This window comes from Mycobacterium sp. 1274756.6, from assembly GCF_001668625.1.
Classification (GTDB): domain Bacteria; phylum Actinomycetota; class Actinomycetes; order Mycobacteriales; family Mycobacteriaceae; genus Mycobacterium.
This window is the reverse complement of record NZ_LZLJ01000007.1, coordinates 16,560-37,770: the sequence shown is the minus strand read 5'-3', so window position 1 is coordinate 37,770 and position 21,211 is coordinate 16,560. Positions and strand designations below refer to the sequence as shown.

Genomic DNA, 21,211 nt, shown 5'->3' with positions numbered 1-21,211 from the left:
CAGCGGGTTACGCCATGGCCCGCCGTCGGTGCCGGTCACGCCTGGCGGTTGGCCGAGTCCAGATGGGCGGCGACCTCGTCGGCCAGTTCCGACCAGGACGCCTCGAACTTCTGCACGCCCTCGTCCTCCAGCACGACGAACACGTCGGCCACGTCGACACCGACCGCGGCGAGGTCGTCGAAGACCGCGGCGGCGGCCGCCTCGGTGCCGGTGACGGTGTCCCCGCTGATCGTGCCGTGGTCGGCGACCGCCTCGATCGTCTTCTCCGGCATGGTGTTCACCGTGTGCGGCGCGACCAGCTCGGTCACATACAGGGTGTCGGGGTAGTCGGGGTTCTTCACCCCGGTGGAGGCCCACAGCGGGCGCTGCACCCGCGCCCCGGCGGCCGCCAGCGCGGCGAACCGCTCCCCGGACTCGAAGACCTCCCGGTAGGCGGCGTAGGCCAGCCGGGCGTTGGCCACCCCGGCCTTGCCGCGCAACGCCAGCGCCTCGGGCGTGCCGATCTTCTCCAGCCGGGCGTCGATCTCGGTGTCGACCCGGGAGACGAAGAACGAGGCCACCGACTCGATCGAGGACAGGTCGTGGCCGGCGGTGCGGGCCGCCTCCATCCCGGCCAGGAAGGCCTCGGCCACCCCGCGGTAGCGCTCCACCGAGAAGATCAGCGTGACGTTGACCGAGATGCCCTCGGCCAGGGTCGCGGTGATCGCGGGCAGCCCCGCCTCGGTGGCCGGGATCTTGATGAACAGGTTGGGCCGGTCGACGATCTTCCACAGCTCGACGGCCTGCGCCACGGTCTTGTCGGTCTCGTGCGCCAGCCGCGGGTCCACCTCGATCGACACCCGCCCGTCGACGCCGCCGGAGGCCTCCCACTGCGGCCGCAGCACGTCGCAGGCCTGCCGGACGTCGTCGGTGGTGGCGGTGCGGATCGCCGCGTCGACGTCGGCGCCGCGGCCGGCCAGCTCGGCCAGCTGCGCCTCGTAGGCGTCGCCCTCGGCGAGCGCCTTCTGGAAGATCGTCGGGTTGGTGGTGATGCCCACCACGCTGCGGGTGGCGATCAGCTCGGCGAGGTTGCCGGTGGTGAGCCGGTCGCGGGACAGGTCGTCCAGCCACACCGAGACGCCCGCGGCGCTGAGCGCCGCCAGGTTCGGGTTCTGGGTTGGTGTGCTCATATCGGCGTTACCCCTCTCGCTGGTTGTGCAGGGTCCGCTCGGCGGCCGCGGCCACGGCCTCCGCGGTGAACCCGTATTCGCGGAACAATGTCTGGTAGTCGGCCGACGCCCCGTAGTGCTCGATCGACACGATCTCGCCGGTCTCACCGACCAGCGCATGCCAGCTCAGCGCGATGCCGGCCTCCACCGCCACCCGCGCCCGCACCGCCGGCGGCAGCACCGCGTCGCGGTACTCGGCGGGCTGCGCGGAAAACCACTCCAGGCACGGCATCGACACCACGCGGGCGGTGATGTTCTTGTCCGCCAACAGTTGGCGGGCCTCGACGGCCAGCTGCACCTCGGAGCCGGTGGCGATCAGCAGCACGTCGGGGTCGTCGCCGCCGGCGGCCTGCGCATCGCCGAGGATGTAGCCGCCGCGGGCCACCCCCTCGGCGCTGGTGCCCTCGAGCACCGGCACGCCCTGGCGGGTCAGCGCCAGCCCGACCGGGCCGGAGGCGGCGCCGCGCTCGAGCACGGTGCGCCAGGCGTGGGCGGTCTCGTTGGCGTCGGCCGGGCGCACCACCGACAGGTTGGGGATGGCGCGCAGCGCGGCCAGGTGCTCGATCGGCTGGTGGGTGGGGCCGTCCTCACCCAGGCCGATCGAATCGTGGGTCCACACGTAGATGGTGTCGATGTCCATCAGCGACGCCAGCCGCACCGCCGGGCGCATGTAGTCGGAGAACTGCAGGAACGTGCCGCCGTAGGCGCGGGTGGGGCCGTGCAGCACGATCCCGGACAGGATCGCCCCCATGGCGTGCTCGCGCACCCCGAAGTGCAGGGTGCGTCCGTACCAGTGCGCGGTGAACTCCCGGGTGGAGATCGACGGCGGGCCGAACGAGTCGGCGCCCTTGATCGTGGTGTTGTTCGAGCCGGCCAGATCCGCTGAGCCGCCCCACAATTCGGGCAGTTTGGGGCCGACCGCGGACAGCACCGCCCCGGAGGCGGCCCGGGTGGCCACCGCCTTGGAGCCGGGCTCCCAGGACGGCAGGTCGGCGTCCCAGCCCGCCGGCAGCCGGTGCTCGAGCAGCCGGTCCAGCAGCGCCTTGCGCTCCGGTTCACGCGCCGCCCACGCCTCGAACTCCGTCCGCCAGGCGTCGTGGGCGTCCTTGCCGCGCCCGACCAGCCCCCGGGTGTGGGTGATGACGTCCTCGGGCACCTGGAAATGCTGCTCCGGGTCGAAGCCGAGCGCGCGTTTGACGCCGGCCACCTCGTCCTCACCGAGCGCGGCGCCGTGCGCGGCGCCGGTGTTCATCTTGGTCGGCGCGGGGTAGCCGATGATCGTGCGCAGCGCGATGAACGACGGCCGGTCGGTGACCGCTTTGGCGTTGGCGATGGCCTCCTCGATGGCGGCGACGTTCTCCCCGCCCCGCACGCTCTGCACATGCCAGCCGTAGGCGGCGTAGCGGGCCGCGGTGTCCTCGCACAGCGCGATGTCGGTGTCGTCCTCGATGGAGATCTCGTTGTCGTCGTAGAAGACGATCAGGTTGCCCAGCTGCTGTACCGCCGCCAGCGACGACGCCTCGCTGGTCACCCCCTCCTGGATGTCGCCGTCGGAGGCGATCACGTAGATGTAGTGGTCGAACGGGCTGGTGCCCGGCGCGGCGTCCGGGTCGAACAGGCCGCGCTCGTAGCGGGCGGCCATCGCCATGCCCACCGCCGAGGCCAGCCCCTGCCCGAGCGGCCCGGTGGTGATCTCCACCCCCTTGGTGTGCCGGAACTCCGGGTGGCCCGGCGTCTTGGAGTCCCAGGTGCGCAGCGCCTCGATGTCGGCCAGCTCCAGACCGAACCCGCCCAGGTAGAGCTGGATGTAGAGGGTCAGGCTGGAATGCCCGCAGGACAGCACGAAGCGGTCCCGGCCCAGCCACTCCGGGTCGGCCGGGTCGTGGCGCATCACCCGCTGGAACAGCGAGTAGGCCAGCGGGGCCAGGCTCATCGCGGTTCCGGGGTGGCCGCTGCCACAGTGCTGGACCGCGTCGGCGGCCAGCACCCGCGCGGTGTCCACCGCGACCGAATCGATCTGGTGCCAGTCGGCGGGCAGGTGCGGCTCGGTGAGGGCGGAAATCTCTTCGACAGTGGTCACGTAGGTTATTCCTCGGGGCTGGTCCGGTGTTTCTCCCCAAACCCTAGTCCCGGGGATCGTCGCCCGCAGCGCCCGCCGCCCGGTGCGCCGATCCGGCCCGATCGACCCTGCATTTCGGTCCCGGCGGTCCCGCGGTCTACCATCGGGTGTAGTAGAGGCCAGCGGGCTGAGGCAATCTGAGGAGTTGGTGCGTGAGCATTCGCGAGCGCGTCGTGCCGTCCGCACCGAGGGTGCGTGACCGGCTGCTCGCCTATCTGGCGTTGACCAAACCGCGCATCATCGAACTGCTGCTGGTCACCACCATCCCGGCGATGCTGCTGGCCCGGCGCGGTGTGGTCGACCCGCTGCTGATCGGGGTCACCCTGGTCGGCGGGATGCTGGCCGCGGCCAGCGCCAACACGTTGAACTGCGTGGCCGACGCCGACATCGACAAGGTGATGAAGCGCACCGCGCGCCGGCCGCTGGCCCGCGACACCGTGACCCCGCGGCACGCCCTGGTCTTCGGGCTGGTGCTCGGCGCGGTGTCGTTCGTCTGGCTGTGGCTGACCACTAACCTGCTCTCCGGGGTGCTCGCGGTGGCCACCATCGCTTTCTACGTGGTGGTCTACACGCTGATCCTCAAGCGCCGCACCGCGCAGAACGTGGTCTGGGGCGGCGCCGCCGGGTGTATGCCGGTGATGATCGGCTGGTCGGCGGTGACCGGGACCATCGAATGGCCGGCGCTGGTGATGTTCGCGGTGATCTTCTTCTGGACGCCGCCGCACACCTGGGCGCTGGCCATGCGCTACAAGGACGACTACAAGGCGGCCGGGGTGCCGATGCTGCCGGTGGTCGCCACCGAGCAGCAGGTGACCCGCCAGATCTTGATCTACAGCTGGCTGATGGTGCTGGCGACGCTGGCGCTGATCCCGGCCACCGGTTGGCTGTACGCGGCCGCCGCGGTGCTGGCCGGCGGCTGGTTCCTGGTGCTGGCCCACCAGTTGTTCGCCGGGGTGCGCCGCGGCCGCCCGGTGCAGCCGCTGCGGCTGTTCCTGCAGTCCAACAACTACCTGGCGGGCGTGTTCTGCGTGCTCGCGATCGACTCGGCGTTCGCGCTGCCCACCGTGCCCGCCCTGCTCGGCTGGTGACGCGCGTACCAGCGCCGGCCCAGCGGGTTCTGGTAGGCCCACGCCACCGCCGGTAGCGGCCCGCGCGGATGCAGCCAGAACCCGGCCGGCACCGGGTCGGCGGGGGCGGTGCGGCCGATCGTGATCTCGGCGAGCGCGAACCCGGCGCCCTGCGTGCGGTCCCGGCGGGCCAGCACCGTGCCGTCGGCGGCGGCGATCACCGCCCCGCCCTCCAGATGACCGCGGTAGGTCAGCGGGGTGCCCGGCAGCCGGCAGGTCAGTGTTCCGCAGTGCGCGGCGTGCACCACCGGCGCCCCGACCAGCCGGGCGAAGGCGGGGGCGGCCGCCGCGGCGGTCGCGGCGTTGCGGTCCTGCCAGGCGGCGGTGACCCGCCGCGGCCACCAGGCCGGCACGCTCCACCAGCAGGAGCCGCCGAGCACCACGTCGACCCGGCCGCGCATCCGGTGCGCGGTCTGGGTGCGCATGAACTCCCAGCACACCGCCGCGCCGGGGGTGAACCCGACGTCGGGCAGCACCCCGTCGTCGGCGCCGCCGACGTAGAAGCAGTTCTCCCACATGGTGGGCAGGTCCTTGTCGTGTTCGCCGACCACCCCGTCGGGGGTGGCCAGCAGGAACCGGTTGTAGACCTCCCCGTCGGTCGCGCGGCACAGGAACGAGCCGCCCACCAGCACCCGGTGCCGGCGGGCCAGGTCGGTCAGCAGTGTGGTGGCCGCGCCGTCGGGCGGCAGCGCGCAGTCGGCCAGCTCGGCCACGAACCCCATCCCGGTGGTGAAGAACTCCGGCAACACGATGATCTCGGCGCCCTTGCTCGCGGCGGCGGTGGCCAGCTGCTCGCACATCGCGAGGTTGGCCGGGACGTCGGCGAGGCGGGCTTCCTGTTGGATCGCGGCCACCGTGGTGGTGCCGGCGGCGGGCATCTGGTCGGGCAGCATGTCCCCAGGTTAGAGCGGATCGGCGCCGGGGACCAGGATCACCGAGCCCACCGTGGCCCGGCCGGCCAGGTCCCGGTGCGCCTGTTCGGCCCGGTCCAGCGGGTAGCGTTCGCTCACCGTGACGGTCAGCTCCCCGGCGGCCACCGCGTCGAGGAATGCGCTTGCCCGCCAGGTGAATTCGTCGGCGGTGCGGATGAAGTGGGCCAGTGACGGCCGGGTCAGCACCAGGGATCCGGCCGGGTTGAGCCGCTGCGGGTCGAACGGCGGCACCGGGCCGCTGGCCGCGCCGAACAACACCAGCATCCCGCGCACCGCCAGGCTGGCCAGGCTGGCCTCGAAGGTGGCGGCCCCCACCCCGTCGTAGACGGCGGCCACCCCGGCCCCGCCGGTCAGGTCGCGGACCCGCCCGGCGAACTCCGTCGGGTCGGAGCCGGGGTAGTCGAGCACGTCGGTGGCCCCGGCCGCCCGGGACAGCTCCGCCTTGGCCGGTGTCGAGGCGGTGGTGAGCACCCGCGCCCCCAGCCGGGTGGCCCACTGGGTCAGCAGCAGCCCCACCCCGCCGGCCCCGGCGTGCACCAGCACGGTGTCGCCCTCGCGCACCGGGTACACCGAGTGGATCAGGTAGTGCGCGGTCATGCCCTTCAGCAGCGCCGAGGCGACCAGGTCGGGGGCCAGCCCGGCGGGCAGCTTGGCGGTCAGGTCGGCGGGGGCGGTGCAGAACTGCGCGTAGGCGCCGTCGGCGCTGGCGGTGACCACCGCGTCACCGACGTGCAGCCCGCTCACCCCGGCGCCGACCTCGGCGACCGTACCCGCGGCCTCGCTGCCCACCACGAACGGCAGCTCGCGCGGGTACTGCCCGGACCGGAAGTAGGTGTCGATGAAGTTCACCCCGACCGCGGCGTTCTCGATGAGCACCTCACCGGCGGCGGGGGAGGGCCGCGGCCGCTGCACCGGACGCAGGACTTCGGGACCGCCGACCTCGGCGACTTCGATGGCGTGCATACCGCCATCTAACGCCGACGCCCCGAGACCCGGCCAGCCCACCCGTATCATCGCCGGGATGAAGCTGGCCCGCCCCGACGTGTTCCACCCGCGGATCGTGCTGGCCGGCTGCCCGGCACTGCCGGCCGGGGAGCGCGACGACGACGCGCTGGTGCCCGCGCTGGCCGCCCGCGGCCTGCACGCGCGCTGGCGCTCCTGGGACGCCCCCGAACTCGGCGCCGCCGACCTGGTGATCCCGCGCTGCGCGACCGGCTACGCCGACCGCCTCGCCGAGTTCCGGGCTGTGGTCGCCGCACCCAACGTGCTGCTCGACCCCGCGACGCTGGACTGGAACAGCGACCGGCGCTGCCTGCTGGAGCTGGCCGAGCGGGGGGTGCCCGTCGTGCCCACCGCGGTGGCGGGCCCGGACGGGCAGCCGGTCGACGGCCCGGCCGGCCCGCTGGTGGTCAGCCCGGCGGTCGGGTCCGGCGTGCGCCGGTTCGCCGAGCCGGCCGCCGCCGCGCACTACGCCGGGCAGCTGCACCGGGCGGGGCGGGTGGCGCTGGTGCAGCCCTACCTGTCCGGGCCGCGCACCGCGCTGGTGTTCCTGGCCGGGCGGCCCTCGCACGCGTTCACCGCCGCGGGCGCCGTCGACGCCGATTTCACGCTGTGGGACCTCGCCGCGGCCGCGCTGGCCGCCGCCGCCGAGCGGCTGGGGGTGGCGGTCACCGACTTCCTGACCGCCCGCGCCGAACTGGTGGGCGCGGTGGGCGCGGCGCGGCTGCTGCGGCTGCACCTGATCGCGCCCCGGCTGGGCTGGCTGGCGCTGGACTCCGCGGCCCGGGCGGCGCGGCAGCGCGAGTTCGCGCTCGCGGTGGAGTCAGTCCTGCAGCGCCGCGGGCTGGGTCCGCTGTCGCATCGCCGTCCATAGCGCGGCGGTGGCCCCGGTGCACAGCACCGCGAACGCCACGTGGATGATGACCAGCGCCTCCGGGATGCCGGCGTAGAACTGGACGATCCCGACGATCGCCTGGGCGCAGACCAGCGCGCCGAGCACCGCCAGCCGGGTGACCACGACCCGCGGGGCGCGCACCGCGGCCAGCCCGAAGCCCAGCCCGACCAGCAGCGTCAGATACGCCACGGTCAGCGAGGAGTGGGCGTGCACCAGCGTGGTGATCTCGACCTGCAGCCGCGGCACCGGGTTGTCGATGTTCTTGTCCCCGGCGTGCGGGCCGGCGCCGGTGACCAGGGTGCCGGCCACCAGGATGGCGCCGAGCACCACCCCGGTCAGCGCGGTCTGCCAGCGCAGCGGCGCGGGCACCCGCGGGACGCTCACCCCGTCGTCGGGCTCGCCGACCTTGACGAACAGCAGCACCGCCAGCCACACCATCGCCATCGACACCAGCAGGTGCAGCGCCACGGTCCACCACAGCAGCCCGGTGCGCACGGTGATCCCGCCGAGCACCGCCTGGGCCACCGTGGACGCCGGCATCAGCCAGGCGTAGACCTGCACCTCGGCGCGGCGGCGGGCGCGGATCACGGCCAGCACCGCCAGCCCGGCGGTGATCACCACCGCGAACGTGACCAGCCGGTTGCCGAACTCGATGGCCTGGTGGATGTGGGGCACCTCGGCGACGGCGACCGGGGTGAAGCTGCCCGGGAAGCACTGCGGCCAGGTCGGGCAGCCCAGCCCCGAGGCGGTGACCCGCACGACGGATCCGGTGACCGAGATCAGGCCCTGGGTGAGGACGACGGCGGCGGCCAGCAGCCGCTGCACGCGCAGGCTGGGGTACGGCAGCAGGTCCACCACCCGCAGCAGCGCCCGTCCGACACCCACGCCCGTGAAACTACCTGATGTAGTAGCGGCGGGGTCGCCCCGGCTCAGGTGAACCGGAACCAGCGCAGCGCGCCGAGCGCCGCCACCACCCCCCACAGCGCCAGCACGACCAGCCCGAACCAGTCCACCGACAGCGCCATCGCCTGGATGAGCGCCTCGGTCAGCGCGCCGGACGGGGTGAGCCGCGCCAACCACCGGGCCGCCTCGGGCACCGTGTCGGAGTCGATGGCCAGCGCGCCCAACCCGGCGAAGACGAACCACAGCAGGTTGCCCGCGGCCAACACGATCTCGGCCTTCAGGGTGCCGCCGAGCAGCAGCCCCATCGCGGCGAACGTCGCGGTGCCCAGCGCGATCATCCCGGCCCCCCAGGCCAGCCCGACCGGTTCGGGACGCCAGCCCAGCGCGAACCCGATCGAGCCGAGCAGCAGCGCCTGCAGGAAGACCACTGCGACCACGGCCAGCGACTTGCCGACGATGACGCCCCACACCGGCAGCGCGGTGGCGCCGAGCCGCTTCAGGGCGCCGTAGCGGCGGTCGAAGGCCACCGCGATGGCCTGGCCGGTGAACGCGGTGGAGATCACCGCCAGCGCCATGATCGCCGGGGTGAACACCGCGGCCCGCGCGCCCGGCCCGTCGCCGAAGGAGCCCAGCGGCAGCAGCGTCAGCCCGACCAGCAGCGTGATCGGGATGAACATGGTCAACAGCAGCTGTTCGCCGTTGCGCAGCAGCAGTTTGAGTTCGAGGCCGAACTGGGCGGCCAGCATCCGCGGCACCGCGTTGGGGCGCGGGTCGGGGGCGAAGGTGCCCGGCGGGAACGGTGACGGCGTCGCGTCGGTCATGACCGCACCTCCCGGCCGGTGAGCTCGAGGAACACGTCTTCCAGGCTGCGCTGCTCCACCCGGATCGCGGTGACCAGCACGTCGATCTCGGCGCACCAGGCGGTGACCGCGGCCAGCACGCCCGGATCGATCGGGCCCTCCACCAGGTACTCGCCAGGGGTGGACTCGACGGCCCGGTAGCCGGCGGGCAGCCGCGCGGCCAGCGCCGCCAGGTCCAGCCGGTGCGGGGCGGTGAACCGCAGCTCGCCGGTGGCGCCGCGGCGGGTCAGTTCGGCGGGGGTGCCCGCGGCCACCAGGGCGCCGCGGTCGATGATCACCAGCCGGTCGGCGAGCTCCTCGGCCTCCTTGAGGTGGTGGGTGGTGAGCACCACGGTCACCCCGTCGCGGCGCAGCGCGTCGATCAGCTCCCACACCAGCACCCGGGCGTGGGCGTCCATCCCGGCGGTCGGCTCGTCGAGGAACACCAGCTCCGGGCGGCCCACCAGCGCGCAGGCCAGCGCCAGCCGCTGCTGCTGGCCGCCGGAGAGCCGCCGGTAGGTGGTGCGCGCCGCGTCGGTCAGGCCCAGGGTGTCCAGCAGCCACTGCGGGTCCAGCGGGTCGGCGGAGTAGGACGCCACCAGGTTGAGCATCTCCCCGGCGCGGGCGGCGGGGTAGCCGCCGCCGCCCTGCAGCATCACCCCGATCCGTTCGCGCAGCGCGGCGTTGTCGGCGATCGGGTCGAGCCCGAGCACCTCGATGCTGCCCTGGTCGGGCCGGACGAAGCCCTCGCACATCTCGACCGTGGTGGTCTTGCCGGCGCCGTTGGGGCCGAGCAGCGCGAACACCTCGGCGTGGTGGACCTCCAGGTCCAGGCCGTCGACGGCGGTGACGGTGGTTGCGCCGGAGCGGAACCGCTTGGTGACACCGCGCAGCCGGACCGGCACCGCGGCGGTGGTGGACGAGCTCACGGGGACTCAGCGTAGGCGTCGGGGTCCGGGGCGCGGCCACGGGCAGCCTGCTCGGGGGGTTCGGGCAGCCGCCGCCACGGCAGCTGGCGGTGCGTCAGCGCGATCACCGCCGCCACGATCACGGTGCTGGCCACGGTGGCGTCGACGATCTGGAACAACGCGAACCGGTCGCCGTTGGCGGTGGGGCCGAACACCCCGACGATCAGGGTCACCGCGATCACCGCGATCCGGAAACCGGGCCGGGTGGCCCAGGCCGCCAGCGGGATGATCGCCCACAGCAGATACCAGGGCTGGACCACCGGGAACAGCAGCACCGTGATGCCCAGCGCCACCCCCAGGCCGCCCACCGGGGAGAGCCGGCCGCGCAGCACCGCCAGCAGCAGCCAGGTCACCATCACCGCGATGATCAGCACGCCGATACCGCGGGTCAGCGACAGCACCGCGGTGGTGTGGTCGCCGAGTCCCAGCAGGATGCCGACCTGCCCGGTGCCCAACGCGATCAGCGTCGGCGGCGACATCCAGCTGCGCACCACGTTGGCGGTGCCCAGCGTGTTGACCCAGCCGAAGCCCAGCCCGCTGGCCAGCCCGACCAGCTGCGTCACCGCGACGGCCAGCACCCCCAGGAGCCCGCCGGCGAGCACGAAGGCGCGCGGACCGGCCCCCCAGCGGCGGGCCAGCGCCATCGCCACGAACCCCAACGCCAGCAGCGAGGGCAGCTTGACCAGCGCGGACAGCACGATCAGCACCGACCCGCCGACCAGCAGCCCCAGCGGCGCCCAGGCCCGCCAGGCCGCCGGGTCCGCCGGTCGGCGCAGCGGCCGGTCGGGCAGCAGCGGGCCGGTGGCGGCGACGCCGCGCAGCGCGAACTCGGTGCCGGTCAGCATCAGCCCGAGCATCAGCGCCTCGTTGTGGATGCCGGCGACCAGGTGCATCAGCAGCAGCGGGTTGGCCGCGCCCAGCCACAATGCGGAGACCTCGGCCACCCCGCAGCGGCGGGCCAGCCGCGGCACCGCCCACACGATCATCCCGACGCCCACCAGCACCACCAGCCGGTGGAAGAGCACCGCGGCGACGATGTCCTCCCCGGTCAGCCGGGAGATGCCGCGGCCGATCCATAAGAACAGCGGGCCGTAGGGCGCCGGGGTCTCGCGCCACAGGCTGGGCACCGACAGGGTGAACACGTGGTCGAGGCCGAGGCCGGGCGCCGGGCCCACCCGGTAGGGGTCCTTGCCCAGCAGCGAGATCTGGCTCTGCGCCAGGTAGGAGTAGACGTCCTTGCTGTACATCGGCGGCGCCAGCAGCAGCGGCAGCAGCCACAGCAGCAGCGTGCGGTCCAGCTGGCTGCGTGACATCCGCCGGGTGCCCTGGGTGAACCGGCCCAGCAGCAGCCAGGCCAGCGCCATCATCACCGCGCCGGTGGTGGTCATGGTCAGCGACACCGTCTGGATGCGCGACGGTAGGTTCAGCAGGCGCACCCCGAACGTCGGGTCCTGGATCACCGGGCGGGCGCCGGCACCCAGCGCGCCGATGCCCATCAGCACCGTTCCGGTGGCCCCGAACAGCCGGGTGTGGCGCAGCGCGACCAGTTCGGCGGGGTTCAGCGGGGAGCCGACCGGGCGTTCGTCGGCGTGCCAGCGGGCGATCGTCGTGCTCAACGAAGACCGGCGCGCGGACATTGCAGCAGCGTAACCGGCCGTGCCGGGCCGGCCGCGCGGGCCGGTTGTGGGCGGTGTCACCCCAGGTGGGGAGGGTCGGGCTGGACCCGACGCCGGAATTGCGTCACACTGATGTTGTGAAATTCCAGTCGGCTGCGGAGTGCGCGGGCGCCACCACGGTGGGCGCCCGGGACGGCGGCACCCGTGGCGCGGTGGTCCGGCTGCTGGCCGAGTCCGGCACGATCACCGCAGGCCAGATCGGCGAGCGGCTGGGGGTCTCGGCGGCCGGGGTGCGCCGCCACCTCGACGCGCTGATCGCCGCCGGGGACGCCGAGGCGTGCGCCCCCGCCGCCTGGCAGCACGCCGGCCGGGGCCGGCCCGCCAAACGGTTCCGGCTGACCGCCGCGGGCCGCGCCAAGCTCGAGCACAGCTACGACGACCTGGCGGTCGCCGCGCTGCGCCAGCTGCGGGAGATCGGCGGCAAGGAGGCGATCCGCACCTTCGCCCGCCGCCGCATCGACGGGATCCTCGCCGAGGTCGCGCCGGCCGCGGGCGGTGAGGACGGGGCGGTCGCCGCCGCCGCCGACCGGGTCGCCGGGGCGTTCACCCGGGCCGGCTACGTGGCCAGCACCGCGCGGGTGGAGGGCCCGATGCAGGGCATGCAGATCTGCCAGCATCACTGCCCGGTCTCCCACGTCGCCGAGGAGTTCCCGGAGTTGTGCGAGGCTGAACGCGAAGCCATGGCGGCGGTGCTGGGCACCCACGTCCAGCGGCTGGCCACGATCGCCAACGGCGACCACGCCTGCACCACCCACATCCCGTTACCGGGTGCAAGCCATTAGCAACACCGTCCGGACTCCGGCGCACAGCCCGCGCGCCGGGGCCACCACGAGCAGTGAAGGAGCGACGACATGACCGTCACACCAGAAGCCACCACAGGGCGCGCGGGACCGGAGCTCACCCAGGACGAGGCGATCGCCTCGCTGGGCCGCTACGAGTACGGCTGGGCGGACTCCGACGCCGCCGGCGCCGCCGCCCAGCGCGGGCTGTCCGAGGCGGTCGTGCGCGACATCTCGGCGAAGAAGGACGAGCCGGACTGGATGCTGCAGACCCGGCTGAAGGCGCTGGGCATCTTCGACAAGAAGCCGATGCCGACCTGGGCGGCCGACCTGGGCGACATCGACTTCGACAACATCAAGTACTTCGTGCGCTCCACCGAGCGGCAGGCCCAGACCTGGGAGGACCTGCCCGAGGACATCCGCAACACCTACGACAAGCTGGGCATCCCGGAAGCCGAGAAGCAGCGGTACGTCTCCGGGGTGGCCGCCCAGTACGAGTCGGAGGTCGTCTACCACAAGATCCGGGAGGATCTGGAGGAGAAGGGCGTCGTCTTCGTCGACACCGACACCGCGCTGCGCGAGCACGAAGACATGATGAGGGAGTACTTCGGCACGGTGATCCCGGCCGGGGACAACAAGTTCTCCGCGCTCAACACCGCCACCTGGTCGGGCGGGTCGTTCGTCTACGTCCCGCCGGGCGTGCACGTCGACATCCCGCTGCAGGCCTACTTCCGGATCAACACCGAGAACATGGGCCAGTTCGAGCGGACCCTGATCATCGTCGACGAGGACGCCTACGTGCACTACGTCGAGGGCTGCACCGCGCCGGTGTACTCGAGTGACTCGCTGCACTCCGCGGTCGTCGAGATCATCGTCAGGAAGGGCGGGCGCTGCCGCTACACCACGATCCAGAACTGGTCGGGCAACGTCTACAACCTGGTGACCAAGCGGGCCCGCGCCGAAGCCGGCGCCACCATGGAGTGGATCGACGGCAACATCGGCTCCAAGGTCACGATGAAGTACCCGGCGGTGTGGATGACCGGGGAGCACGCCCGCGGCGAGGTGCTCTCGCTGGCGTTCGCCGGGGAGGGCCAGCACCAGGACACCGGCGCCAAGATGCTGCACCTGGCGCCCAACACCTCCTCCAACATCGTCTCCAAGTCGGTGGCCCGCGGCGGCGGCCGGTCCTCCTACCGCGGCCTGGTCGAGGTGCACAAGGGCGCGCACGGGTCGAAGTCCAACGTCGAGTGCGACGCGCTGCTGGTCGACACCATCAGCCGCAGCGACACCTACCCCTACGTCGACATCCGCGAGGACGACGTGACGATCGGGCACGAGGCCACCGTCTCCAAGGTCAACGAGAACCAGCTGTTCTACCTGATGAGCCGCGGGCTGACCGAGGAGGAGGCCACCGCCACCATCGTGCGCGGGTTCGTCGAGCCGATCGCCAAGGAGCTGCCGATGGAGTACGCCCTGGAGCTCAACCGGCTCATCGAGCTGCAGATGGAAGGGTCGGTGGGCTAGTGACCAACCTCACCGAAGCGGTCGAGGGCACCGCCGGCATCGTCGCCAACAAGGGGGAGGCGTTCACCTCCTTCGACGTCGACGCCTTCGAGGTGCCCAGCCGCCGCGACGAAGCCTGGCGGTTCACCCCGCTGCGCCGGCTGCGCGGCCTGCACGACGGCTCGGCGCCGGCCACAGGCACCGCCGAGATCACCGTGACCGAGCAGGACGGGGTCCGCGTCGAGCGGGTCGGCCGCGACGACGAGCGGCTCGGCGCGGCCGGGGTGCCCGCCGACCGGATCGCCGCGCAGGCGTTCTCGGCGTTCGACACCGCCACCGTGGTCACCGTGGCCCGCGAGGCCGCCCCGCCGGAGCCGATCGAGATCGTCGTGACCGGCCCGGGGGAGGGCAACACCGGCTACGGGCACCTGCAGGTGCGGGTCGAGGAGCTCGGCGCCGCGACCGTGGTGATCGACCACCGCGGCAGCGGCAGCTACGCCGACAACGTCGAGTTCGTCGTCGGCGACGCCGCCCGGCTCACCGTGGTGTGGCTGGCCGACTGGGCCGCCGACGCGCTGCACATCAGCATGCACCACCTGAGCCTGGGCAAGGACGCGGTGCTGCGGCACAGCGCGGTGCAGCTCGGCGGGGAGATCGTGCGGCTCACCGGCCGGGTGGGCTACACCGGCACCGGCGGTGACGCTGAACTGCTGGGGCTGTACTTCGCCGACGACGGCCAGCACCTGGAGTCGCGGCTGCTGATCGACCACAGCCGGCCGGACTGCCGCTCCCGGGTGCTGTACAAGGGGGCGCTGCAGGGCGACCCCGACTCGGCGCTGCCCGACGCCCGCTCGGTGTGGGTGGGCGACGTGCTGATCCGGGCCGAGGCGTCGGGCACCGACACCTACGAGCTCAACCGCAACCTGGTGCTCACCGACGGCGCCCGCGCCGACTCGGTGCCCAACCTGGAGATCGAGTCCGGCGAGATCGCCGGCGCCGGGCACGCCAGCGCCACCGGCCGGTTCGACGACGAGCAGCTGTTCTACCTGCTGTCCCGGGGCATCCCGGAGAAGCAGGCCCGCCGGCTGATCGTGCGCGGCTTCTTCGGCGAGGTGATCGCGCGGATCGGCGTGCCCGCCGTGCAGGACCGCCTCACCGAGGCGATCGAGACCGAACTGGCCCTGACCGAAAAGGAAGACACCCCCTCATGACCACCCTGGAAATCAAGGATCTGCACGTCAGCGTGCACCGCGGCGAGGCCGAGGACGACATCCCCATCCTCAAGGGCGTGAACCTCACGGTGCGCTCCGGTGAGGTGCACGCGTTGATGGGCCCCAACGGGTCGGGCAAGTCCACCCTGTCCTACGCGGTGGCCGGCCACCCCAAGTACACCGTCACCAGCGGATCGATCACCCTCGACGGCGAGGACGTGCTGGCGATGAGCGTCGACGAACGCGCCCGCGCCGGCCTGTTCCTGGCCATGCAGTACCCGGTGGAGGTGCCGGGGGTGTCGATGTCGAACTTCCTGCGCACGGCGGTGACCGCGGTGCGCGGCGAGGCGCCCAAGTTGCGGCACTGGGTCAAAGAGGTCAAGTCGGCGATGGGCGAGCTGGAGATCGACCCGTCGTTCGGTGAGCGCAGCGTCAACGAGGGCTTCTCCGGCGGGGAGAAGAAGCGCCACGAGATCCTGCAGCTGGGGCTGCTCAAGCCGAAGATCGCGGTGCTCGACGAGACCGACTCGGGGCTGGACGTCGACGCCCTGCGGGTGGTCAGCGACGGGGTGAACCGCTACGCGGAGACCGAGAACGGCGGCATCCTGCTGATCACCCACTACACCCGCATCCTGCGCTACATCCGCCCGCAGCACGTGCACGTCTTCGTCGACGGCCGCATCGCCGAGTCCGGGGGGCCGGAACTCGCCGACGAACTCGAGGAGAGCGGTTACGAGCGCTTCACCCACGCGGCCGCCACGGGGGCCTGAGGTGTCGGTCTCGGTCAGCGGCGGCCCGGTGCTGGACACCACCGCGATCCGGGCCGACTTCCCGATCCTGAGCCGGGTGATGCGCGGCGGCAACACGCTGGCCTACCTCGACTCGGGGGCGACCTCGCAGCGGCCCCGCCAGGTCCTCGACGCCGAACGGGACTTCCTGACCACCTCCAACGGGGCGGTGCACCGCGGCGCCCACCAGCTGATGGAGGAGGCCACCGACGCCTACGAGGACAGCCGGGCCGCCATCGCCGGGTTCGTCGGCGCCGACCCCGACGAGCTGGTGTTCACCAAGAACGCCACCGAGTCGCTGAACCTGGTGGCCTACCTGTTCGGCGACGACCGGTTCGCCGCGGCCGTGGGCCCCGGCGACGTCATCGTCACCACCGAGCTCGAACACCACGCCAACCTGGTGCCCTGGCACGAGCTGGCCCGGCGCACCGGGGCGACGCTGCGCTGGTACGGCGTCACCGACGACGGCCGCATCGACCTGGACTCGCTGCAGCTCGACGAGCGGGTCAAGGTGGTCGCGTTCAGCCACCACTCCAACGTCACCGGCGCGATCGCGCCGGTCGGCGAGCTGGTGGCCCGCGCCCGGGCGGTCGGCGCGCTCACGGTGCTCGACGCCTGCCAGTCGGTGCCGCACCAGCCGGTGGACCTGCACGCCCTGGGGGTGGACTTCGCGGCGTTCTCCGGGCACAAGATGCTCGGCCCCACCGGCATCGGGGTGCTCTACGGCCGCCGCGACCAGCTGGCCGGGGCGCCGCCGTTTCTGACCGGCGGATCGATGATCGAAACGGTCAGCATGACCGAGGTCACCTACGCGCCGGCCCCGCAACGCTACGAGGCAGGAACGCCGATGACCTCGCAGGTCGTCGGGCTGGCCGCCGCCGCCCGCTACCTCGACGCGATCGGGATGGCCGCGGTGGAGGCGCACGAACAGCAGCTGGTCGCCGCCGCCCTGGACGGGCTGGCCGGTGTCGACGGGGTGCGCATCATCGGGCCGGCCGGGCTGGCCGAGCGCGGCTCGCCGGTGTCGTTCGTGGTCGACGGGGTGCACGCCCACGACGTCAGCCAGGTCCTCGACGACGACGGGGTGGCGGTCCGGGTCGGGCACCACTGCGCGATGCCGCTGCACCGCCGGTTCGGCATCGCCGCGACCGCGCGGGCCTCATTCGCGGTGTACAACACCGCCGAGGAGGTGGACCGGCTGGTCGACGGGGTGCGCCGGGCCGTGGACTTCTTCGGGAGGGCGTGACCGGTGCGGCTGCAGCAGATCTACCAGGAAGTGATCCTGGACCACTACAAGCACCCGCACCACCGCGGGCTGCGGGAGCCCTACGACGCCGAGGTGCACCACGTCAACCCGGTCTGCGGGGACGAGCTGACCCTGCGGGTGGCGCTGTCCGACGGCGGGGAGACCGTCGCCGACATCTCCTACGACGGGCAGGGCTGCTCGATCAGCCAGGCCGCCACCTCGGTGCTCGCCGAGCAGCTGATCGGGCGCAGCGTGGCCGAGGCGATGACGATCGTGTCCGCGTTCACCGAGATGGTGTCCTCGCGCGGCACCGTCGAGGGCGACGAGGACGTCATCGGCGACGGCATCGCCTTCGCCGGAGTGGCAAAATATCCGGCACGGGTCAAATGCGCACTGCTGGCCTGGACGGCGTTCATCGCGGCGCTCGCGGAGGCGGGCACGACAGACTCGGCGGGGGCGCGAGCCGCCGCCGCCCACTCAGTGGAGGGAGAGCAATGACCGACACCATCACCACCGACGACGAACTGTTCGCCGAGGTCGACGAGGCGATGCACGATGTCATCGACCCCGAGATCGGCATCAACGTGGTCGACCTCGGGCTGGTCTACGACATGAAGCTGCAGCGCGAGGGCGACCAGACCACCGTGCTCATCGACATGACGCTGACCTCGGCGGAGTGCCCGCTGCAGGACATGATCTCCGATCAGATCCACACCGCGCTGATCGGCAGCGGCCTGGTCAACGACCTCAAGCTGAACTGGGTGTGGATCCCGGCCTGGGGCCCGGACAAGATCACCGACGACGGTCGCGAGCAGCTGCGCGCGCTCGGCTTCACCGTCTAGCGACCCCGCAGCCGGCGGCGCAGCCGCGCGAACAGCGGTTCCGGCCGCGTCCGCTGGTGCCCGCCGCACCACTGGTCGGCGGGCACGGTGGCCCGCACCGCCTCGATGTGGCGGCCGCACCCGGCCCAGGTGGTCTTCCCGCACTGCCGGCAGCGCACTGGCTGGCACATGACCGTCTCCTTCCGTCCCGCCGAATCATACGCCCGGGGGTATAAACGGCGGGGCCGGCCGCCGGGCCGGGAACATCACCCGCAGCCCACGCGTTGGGCGGGGCATGGCTACCCAAGACATCACCGCCGCCGAATTCGACAACCTCGTCAAGGACAACGACATGGTCCTGGTCGACTTCTGGGCGTCCTGGTGCGGCCCGTGCCGCGCCTTCGCGCCCACCTTCACCGCGTCGGCGGAGAAACACCCCGACATCGTGCACGCCAAGGTCGACACCGAGGCCGAGCAGCAGCTGGCCGCCGCGGCCAACATCCGCTCGATCCCGACCCTGATGGCGTTCAAGAAGGGCACGCTGGTGTTCAACCAGCCCGGCGCGCTGCCGCCGCCCGCGCTGGAGGACCTGGTGCAGCAGCTCAAGGACCTCGACGTGGAGGCGGCGCTGGCCGAGCAGCGGAACACCGACCAGGGCTGAGCGCCCGCCCCAGCCCCCGGGGACGCGGCCTGAGCGCGATAGCGTGCAGACCGTGAACTCCGCCCTGGTCCTGCTCGAACACCCGCGCCCCGACGTCGCGCTGATCACCCTCAACCGCCCCGAGCGGATGAACTCGATGGCCTTCGACGTCATGGTCCCGCTGCGCGAGGTGCTCGCCGAGGTCCACCACGACAACGCGGTGCGGGCGGTGGTGCTCACCGGCGCGGGCCGGGGCTTCTCCTCGGGCGCCGACCACAAGTCGGCGGGCAGCGTCCCGCACGTGGCCGGGCTGACCCGGCCCAGCTACGCGCTGCGCTCGATGGAGGTGCTCGACGAGGTGATCCTGGCGCTGCGCCGGCTGCACCAGCCGGTGATCGCCGCGGTCAACGGCGCCGCCATCGGCGGCGGGCTGTGCCTGGCGCTGGCCTGCGACATCCGGGTAGCCGCCGAAAGCGCCTACTTCCGCGCCGCCGGCATCAACAACGGGCTCACGGCCAGCGAACTGGGCCTGAGCTACCTGCTGCCGCGCGCGGTCGGCACCTCCCGCGCCTTCGAGCTGATGCTCACCGGCCGCGACGTGCCCGCCGAGGAGGCCGACCGGATCGGGCTGGTGTCCCGGCGGGTGCCCGACGCGGAACTGCTGGACAGCTGCTATGCGCTGGCCGAGCGCATCGCCGGCTTCTCCCGGCCCGGGGTGGAGCTGACCAAGCGCACCCTGTGGAGCGGGCTGGACGCCGCTAGCCTGGAAGGGCACATGCAGGCCGAGGGCCTCGGGCAGCTCTACGTGCGGCTGCTCACCCACAACTTCGAAGAAGCCGTCGCCGCCCGCGCCGAGCGGCGCACCCCGCATTTCACCGACGACAAGTAGCCCCACGCGGCAGGCAGGAGCTATACGCGTGATCACCGCAACGGACCTGGAGGTCCGCGCCGGGGCCCGCACCCTGCTGGCCACCGACGGCGCCGCGCTGCGCATCCAGCCCGGTGACCGCATCGGGCTGGTCGGCCGCAACGGCGCGGGCAAGACCACCACGCTGCGCATCCTGGCCGGGGAGAGCGAACCGTATGCGGGCACCATCACCCGCGCCGGCGAACTCGGCTACCTGCCCCAGGACCCCAAACAGGGCGACCTGGAGGTGCTGGCCCGCGACCGGGTGCTCTCCGCCCGCGGGCTGGACACCCTGCTCGCCGACATGGAGAAGCAGCAGGCGGTGATGGCCGAGGCCGCCGACGACGCGGTGCGCGACAAGGCGATCCGCCGCTACGGCCGGCTGGAGGAGCAGTTCGCCGCGCTCGGCGGCTACGGCGCCGAGAGCGAGGCCGGCCGCATCTGCGCCAGCCTCGGGCTGCCGGATCGGGTGCTGGCCCAGCCGCTGCGCACCCTCTCCGGCGGCCAGCGCAGGCGGGTGGAGCTGGCCCGCATCCTGTTCGCCGCCGCCGACACCGGGGTCGGGGGAGCGGCCACCACGCTGCTGCTCGACGAACCGACCAACCACCTCGACGCCGACTCGGTGGGCTGGCTGCGCGACTTCCTGCGCGCCCACACCGGCGGGCTGGTGGTGATCAGCCACAACGTGGACCTGCTGGCCGACGTGGTCAACCGGGTGTGGTTCCTCGACGCGGTGCGCGGCGAGGTCGACGTCTACAACATGGGCTGGCAGAAGTACCTCGACGCGCGCGCCACCGACGAGGCCCGCCGCCGCCGGGAACGCGCCAACGCCGAACGCAAGGCCGCCGCGCTGCGCACCCAGGCCGCCAAACTCGGCGCCAAGGCCACCAAGGCGGTCGCCGCGCAGAACATGCTGCGCCGCGCCGACCGGATGATGGCCGCGCTGGACGAGGAGCGCGTCGCCGACAAGGTCGCCCGGATCAAGTTCCCCACCCCGGCGGCCTGCGGCAAGACCCCGCTGATGACCAGCGGCCTGACCAAGCAGTACGGCTCGCTGGAGGTGTTCGCCGGGGTGGACCTGGCCATCGACCGCGGCTCGCGGGTGGTGGTGCTGGGCCTCAACGGGGCCGGCAAGACCACCCTGCTGCGGATCCTGGCCGGGGTGGAGCGCCCGGACGCCGGCACGCTGGAGCCCGGCCACGGCCTCAAGGTCGGCTACTTCGCCCAGGAGCACGACACCCTCGACGACGCCGCCACGGTGTGGCAGAACATCCGCCACGCCGCCCCGGACAGCCCCGAGCAGGAGCTGCGCGGGCTGCTGGGGGCGTTCATGTTCAGCGGCGCCCAACTCGACCAGCCCGCGGGCACGCTGTCCGGCGGGGAGAAGACCCGGCTGGCGCTGGCCGGGCTGGTGGCCTCGGCGGCCAACGTGCTGCTGCTCGACGAGCCCACCAACAACCTCGACCCGGCCTCCCGCGAGCAGGTGTTCGACGCGCTGCGCAGCTACGTCGGCGCGGTGGTGCTGGTCACCCACGATCCCGGCGCCGCCGAGGCGCTCGACCCGCAGCGGGTGGTGCTGCTGCCCGACGGCACCGAGGACCACTGGTCGGCGGAGTACGCCGACCTCATCGAGCTGGCCTGACCCGCGAC

At 72.7% G+C, this 21,211-nt stretch carries 21 protein-coding genes; 12 read left to right on the top strand and 9 right to left on the bottom strand.

Annotation, left to right across the window (positions count from 1 at the left end; translation table 11 throughout):
* Positions 1-35: 35 nt before the first annotated feature.
* Both tal and tkt read right to left on the bottom strand, forming a co-directional pair.
* A complete protein-coding gene (gene tal / locus A5643_RS00990) occupies positions 36-1,169 on the bottom strand; it encodes a transaldolase (RefSeq protein ID WP_066851160.1) in 1,134 nt (377 codons plus the stop codon).
* Positions 1,170-1,176: 7 nt separating this feature from the next.
* Positions 1,177-3,288: a transketolase gene (gene tkt, locus A5643_RS00985; RefSeq protein ID WP_066851159.1), complete on the bottom strand. Its 2,112-nt coding sequence runs from the start codon at positions 3,286-3,288 to the stop codon at positions 1,177-1,179.
* 191 nt (positions 3,289-3,479) lie between these two features.
* Here tkt and A5643_RS00980 point away from each other — a divergent pair, with 191 nt between their 5' ends.
* A complete protein-coding gene (locus A5643_RS00980) occupies positions 3,480-4,415 on the top strand; it encodes a heme o synthase (protein ID WP_066851158.1) in 936 nt (311 codons plus the stop codon).
* Here the strand turns inward: A5643_RS00980 and A5643_RS00975 are convergent.
* Together A5643_RS00975 and A5643_RS00970 are read right to left on the bottom strand one after the other, a co-directional pair.
* Entirely contained in the window at positions 4,334-5,347 is a 1,014-nt protein-coding gene (locus A5643_RS00975; protein WP_066851157.1) for a carbon-nitrogen hydrolase family protein, read from the bottom strand. The two genes, A5643_RS00980 and A5643_RS00975, sit on opposite strands and share 82 nt — an antisense overlap.
* 9 nt (positions 5,348-5,356) lie before the next feature.
* The gene (locus A5643_RS00970) at positions 5,357-6,349 is read right to left on the bottom strand and encodes a quinone oxidoreductase family protein (RefSeq protein ID WP_066851156.1); all 993 of its coding nucleotides are present in this window, start codon (positions 6,347-6,349) and stop codon (positions 5,357-5,359) included.
* 58 nt (positions 6,350-6,407) lie between these two features.
* Here A5643_RS00970 and A5643_RS00965 point away from each other — a divergent pair, with 58 nt between their 5' ends.
* Positions 6,408-7,259 carry a DcsG N-terminal domain-containing protein gene (locus tag A5643_RS00965; protein WP_066851155.1) on the top strand — a complete coding sequence of 284 codons (852 nt, stop codon included), beginning with the start codon at positions 6,408-6,410 and terminating at the stop codon, positions 7,257-7,259.
* Here the strand turns inward: A5643_RS00965 and A5643_RS00960 are convergent.
* From A5643_RS00960 to mptB, 4 genes are read right to left on the bottom strand one after another with little or no spacing between them, the layout of a single operon-like run.
* Complete coding sequence (locus A5643_RS00960) at positions 7,209-8,165, bottom strand: COX15/CtaA family protein (RefSeq protein WP_066851154.1); 957 nt, start codon at positions 8,163-8,165, stop codon at positions 7,209-7,211. The genes A5643_RS00965 and A5643_RS00960 overlap by 51 nt on opposite strands.
* A 44-nt stretch (positions 8,166-8,209) precedes the next feature.
* Positions 8,210-9,004, bottom strand: a complete 795-nt coding sequence (locus A5643_RS00955) for an ABC transporter permease (protein WP_066851153.1) — start codon at positions 9,002-9,004, stop codon at positions 8,210-8,212.
* Positions 9,001-9,951: an ABC transporter ATP-binding protein gene (locus A5643_RS00950; protein ID WP_066851152.1), complete on the bottom strand. Its 951-nt coding sequence runs from the start codon at positions 9,949-9,951 to the stop codon at positions 9,001-9,003. Before A5643_RS00950 ends, A5643_RS00955 begins: the two co-directional genes overlap by 4 nt.
* Positions 9,948-11,627 carry a polyprenol phosphomannose-dependent alpha 1,6 mannosyltransferase MptB gene (gene mptB / locus A5643_RS00945; protein WP_066851151.1) on the bottom strand — a complete coding sequence of 560 codons (1,680 nt, stop codon included), beginning with the start codon at positions 11,625-11,627 and terminating at the stop codon, positions 9,948-9,950. The genes A5643_RS00950 and mptB overlap by 4 nt, the downstream gene beginning before the upstream one ends.
* A gap of 116 nt (positions 11,628-11,743) precedes the next feature.
* Here mptB and A5643_RS00940 point away from each other — a divergent pair, with 116 nt between their 5' ends.
* The 7 genes from A5643_RS00940 (at position 11,744) to A5643_RS00910 (ending at position 18,035) form a co-directional block, all read left to right on the top strand.
* The gene (locus tag A5643_RS00940; protein WP_502686193.1) at positions 11,744-12,448 is read left to right on the top strand and encodes a helix-turn-helix transcriptional regulator; all 705 of its coding nucleotides are present in this window, start codon (positions 11,744-11,746) and stop codon (positions 12,446-12,448) included.
* Between the two features lie 69 nt (positions 12,449-12,517).
* A complete protein-coding gene (gene sufB / locus A5643_RS00935; protein WP_066851149.1) occupies positions 12,518-13,969 on the top strand; it encodes a Fe-S cluster assembly protein SufB in 1,452 nt (483 codons plus the stop codon).
* A complete protein-coding gene (sufD, locus tag A5643_RS00930; protein WP_066851148.1) occupies positions 13,969-15,159 on the top strand; it encodes a Fe-S cluster assembly protein SufD in 1,191 nt (396 codons plus the stop codon). The genes sufB and sufD overlap by 1 nt, the downstream gene beginning before the upstream one ends.
* A complete protein-coding gene (sufC, locus tag A5643_RS00925) occupies positions 15,156-15,929 on the top strand; it encodes a Fe-S cluster assembly ATPase SufC (protein ID WP_066851147.1) in 774 nt (257 codons plus the stop codon). The genes sufD and sufC overlap by 4 nt, the downstream gene beginning before the upstream one ends.
* A 28-nt stretch (positions 15,930-15,957) precedes the next feature.
* Positions 15,958-17,193, top strand: a complete 1,236-nt coding sequence (locus A5643_RS00920) for a cysteine desulfurase (RefSeq protein ID WP_502686194.1) — start codon at positions 15,958-15,960, stop codon at positions 17,191-17,193.
* A 3-nt stretch (positions 17,194-17,196) separates the two neighbouring features.
* Positions 17,197-17,691: a Fe-S cluster assembly sulfur transfer protein SufU gene (sufU, locus tag A5643_RS00915; protein ID WP_066851145.1), complete on the top strand. Its 495-nt coding sequence runs from the start codon at positions 17,197-17,199 to the stop codon at positions 17,689-17,691.
* On the top strand, positions 17,688-18,035 hold the full coding sequence (locus A5643_RS00910; RefSeq protein ID WP_066851144.1) for a metal-sulfur cluster assembly factor: 348 nt from the start codon (positions 17,688-17,690) through the stop codon (positions 18,033-18,035). Before sufU ends, A5643_RS00910 begins: the two co-directional genes overlap by 4 nt.
* On the opposite strand, the gene A5643_RS18360 is transcribed toward A5643_RS00910, so the two are convergent.
* Complete coding sequence (locus A5643_RS18360; protein WP_197497609.1) at positions 18,032-18,205, bottom strand: DUF8730 family Cys-rich protein; 174 nt, start codon at positions 18,203-18,205, stop codon at positions 18,032-18,034. The two genes, A5643_RS00910 and A5643_RS18360, sit on opposite strands and share 4 nt — an antisense overlap.
* 104 nt (positions 18,206-18,309) lie before the next feature.
* Between A5643_RS18360 and trxA the strand changes: the two genes are divergently transcribed.
* Genes trxA through A5643_RS00895 form a run of 3 tightly spaced genes read left to right on the top strand, consistent with a single transcriptional unit; the run spans position 18,310 to position 21,203 of the window.
* Positions 18,310-18,675, top strand: a complete 366-nt coding sequence (gene trxA, locus A5643_RS00905) for a thioredoxin (protein WP_066851143.1) — start codon at positions 18,310-18,312, stop codon at positions 18,673-18,675.
* A gap of 43 nt (positions 18,676-18,718) precedes the next feature.
* Positions 18,719-19,543, top strand: coding sequence for an enoyl-CoA hydratase (locus tag A5643_RS00900; protein ID WP_156628418.1), 825 nt, complete (start codon positions 18,719-18,721; stop codon positions 19,541-19,543).
* Between the two features lie 28 nt (positions 19,544-19,571).
* A complete protein-coding gene (locus A5643_RS00895) occupies positions 19,572-21,203 on the top strand; it encodes an ABC-F family ATP-binding cassette domain-containing protein (RefSeq protein WP_066851142.1) in 1,632 nt (543 codons plus the stop codon).
* Positions 21,204-21,211: the final 8 nt, after the last annotated feature.

What these genes read in the sequence shown, in the direction of transcription:
- A5643_RS00955 (WP_066851153.1), bottom strand. Translation starts at nt 9,004, where the DNA reads ATGACCGACGCGACGCCGTCACCGTTCCCGCCGGGCACCTTCGCCCCC.
- A5643_RS18360 (WP_197497609.1), bottom strand. Translation starts at nt 18,205, where the DNA reads ATGTGCCAGCCAGTGCGCTGCCGGCAGTGCGGGAAGACCACCTGGGCC.
- sufC (WP_066851147.1), top strand. Translation starts at nt 15,156, where the DNA reads ATGACCACCCTGGAAATCAAGGATCTGCACGTCAGCGTGCACCGCGGC.
- A5643_RS00975 (WP_066851157.1), bottom strand. Translation starts at nt 5,347, where the DNA reads ATGCTGCCCGACCAGATGCCCGCCGCCGGCACCACCACGGTGGCCGCG.
- mptB (WP_066851151.1), bottom strand. Translation starts at nt 11,627, where the DNA reads ATGTCCGCGCGCCGGTCTTCGTTGAGCACGACGATCGCCCGCTGGCAC.
- A5643_RS00965 (WP_066851155.1), top strand. Translation starts at nt 6,408, where the DNA reads ATGAAGCTGGCCCGCCCCGACGTGTTCCACCCGCGGATCGTGCTGGCC.
- A5643_RS00970 (WP_066851156.1), bottom strand. Translation starts at nt 6,349, where the DNA reads ATGCACGCCATCGAAGTCGCCGAGGTCGGCGGTCCCGAAGTCCTGCGT.
- tal (WP_066851160.1), bottom strand. Translation starts at nt 1,169, where the DNA reads ATGAGCACACCAACCCAGAACCCGAACCTGGCGGCGCTCAGCGCCGCG.
- sufB (WP_066851149.1), top strand. Translation starts at nt 12,518, where the DNA reads ATGACCGTCACACCAGAAGCCACCACAGGGCGCGCGGGACCGGAGCTC.
- A5643_RS00910 (WP_066851144.1), top strand. Translation starts at nt 17,688, where the DNA reads ATGACCGACACCATCACCACCGACGACGAACTGTTCGCCGAGGTCGAC.
- trxA (WP_066851143.1), top strand. Translation starts at nt 18,310, where the DNA reads ATGGCTACCCAAGACATCACCGCCGCCGAATTCGACAACCTCGTCAAG.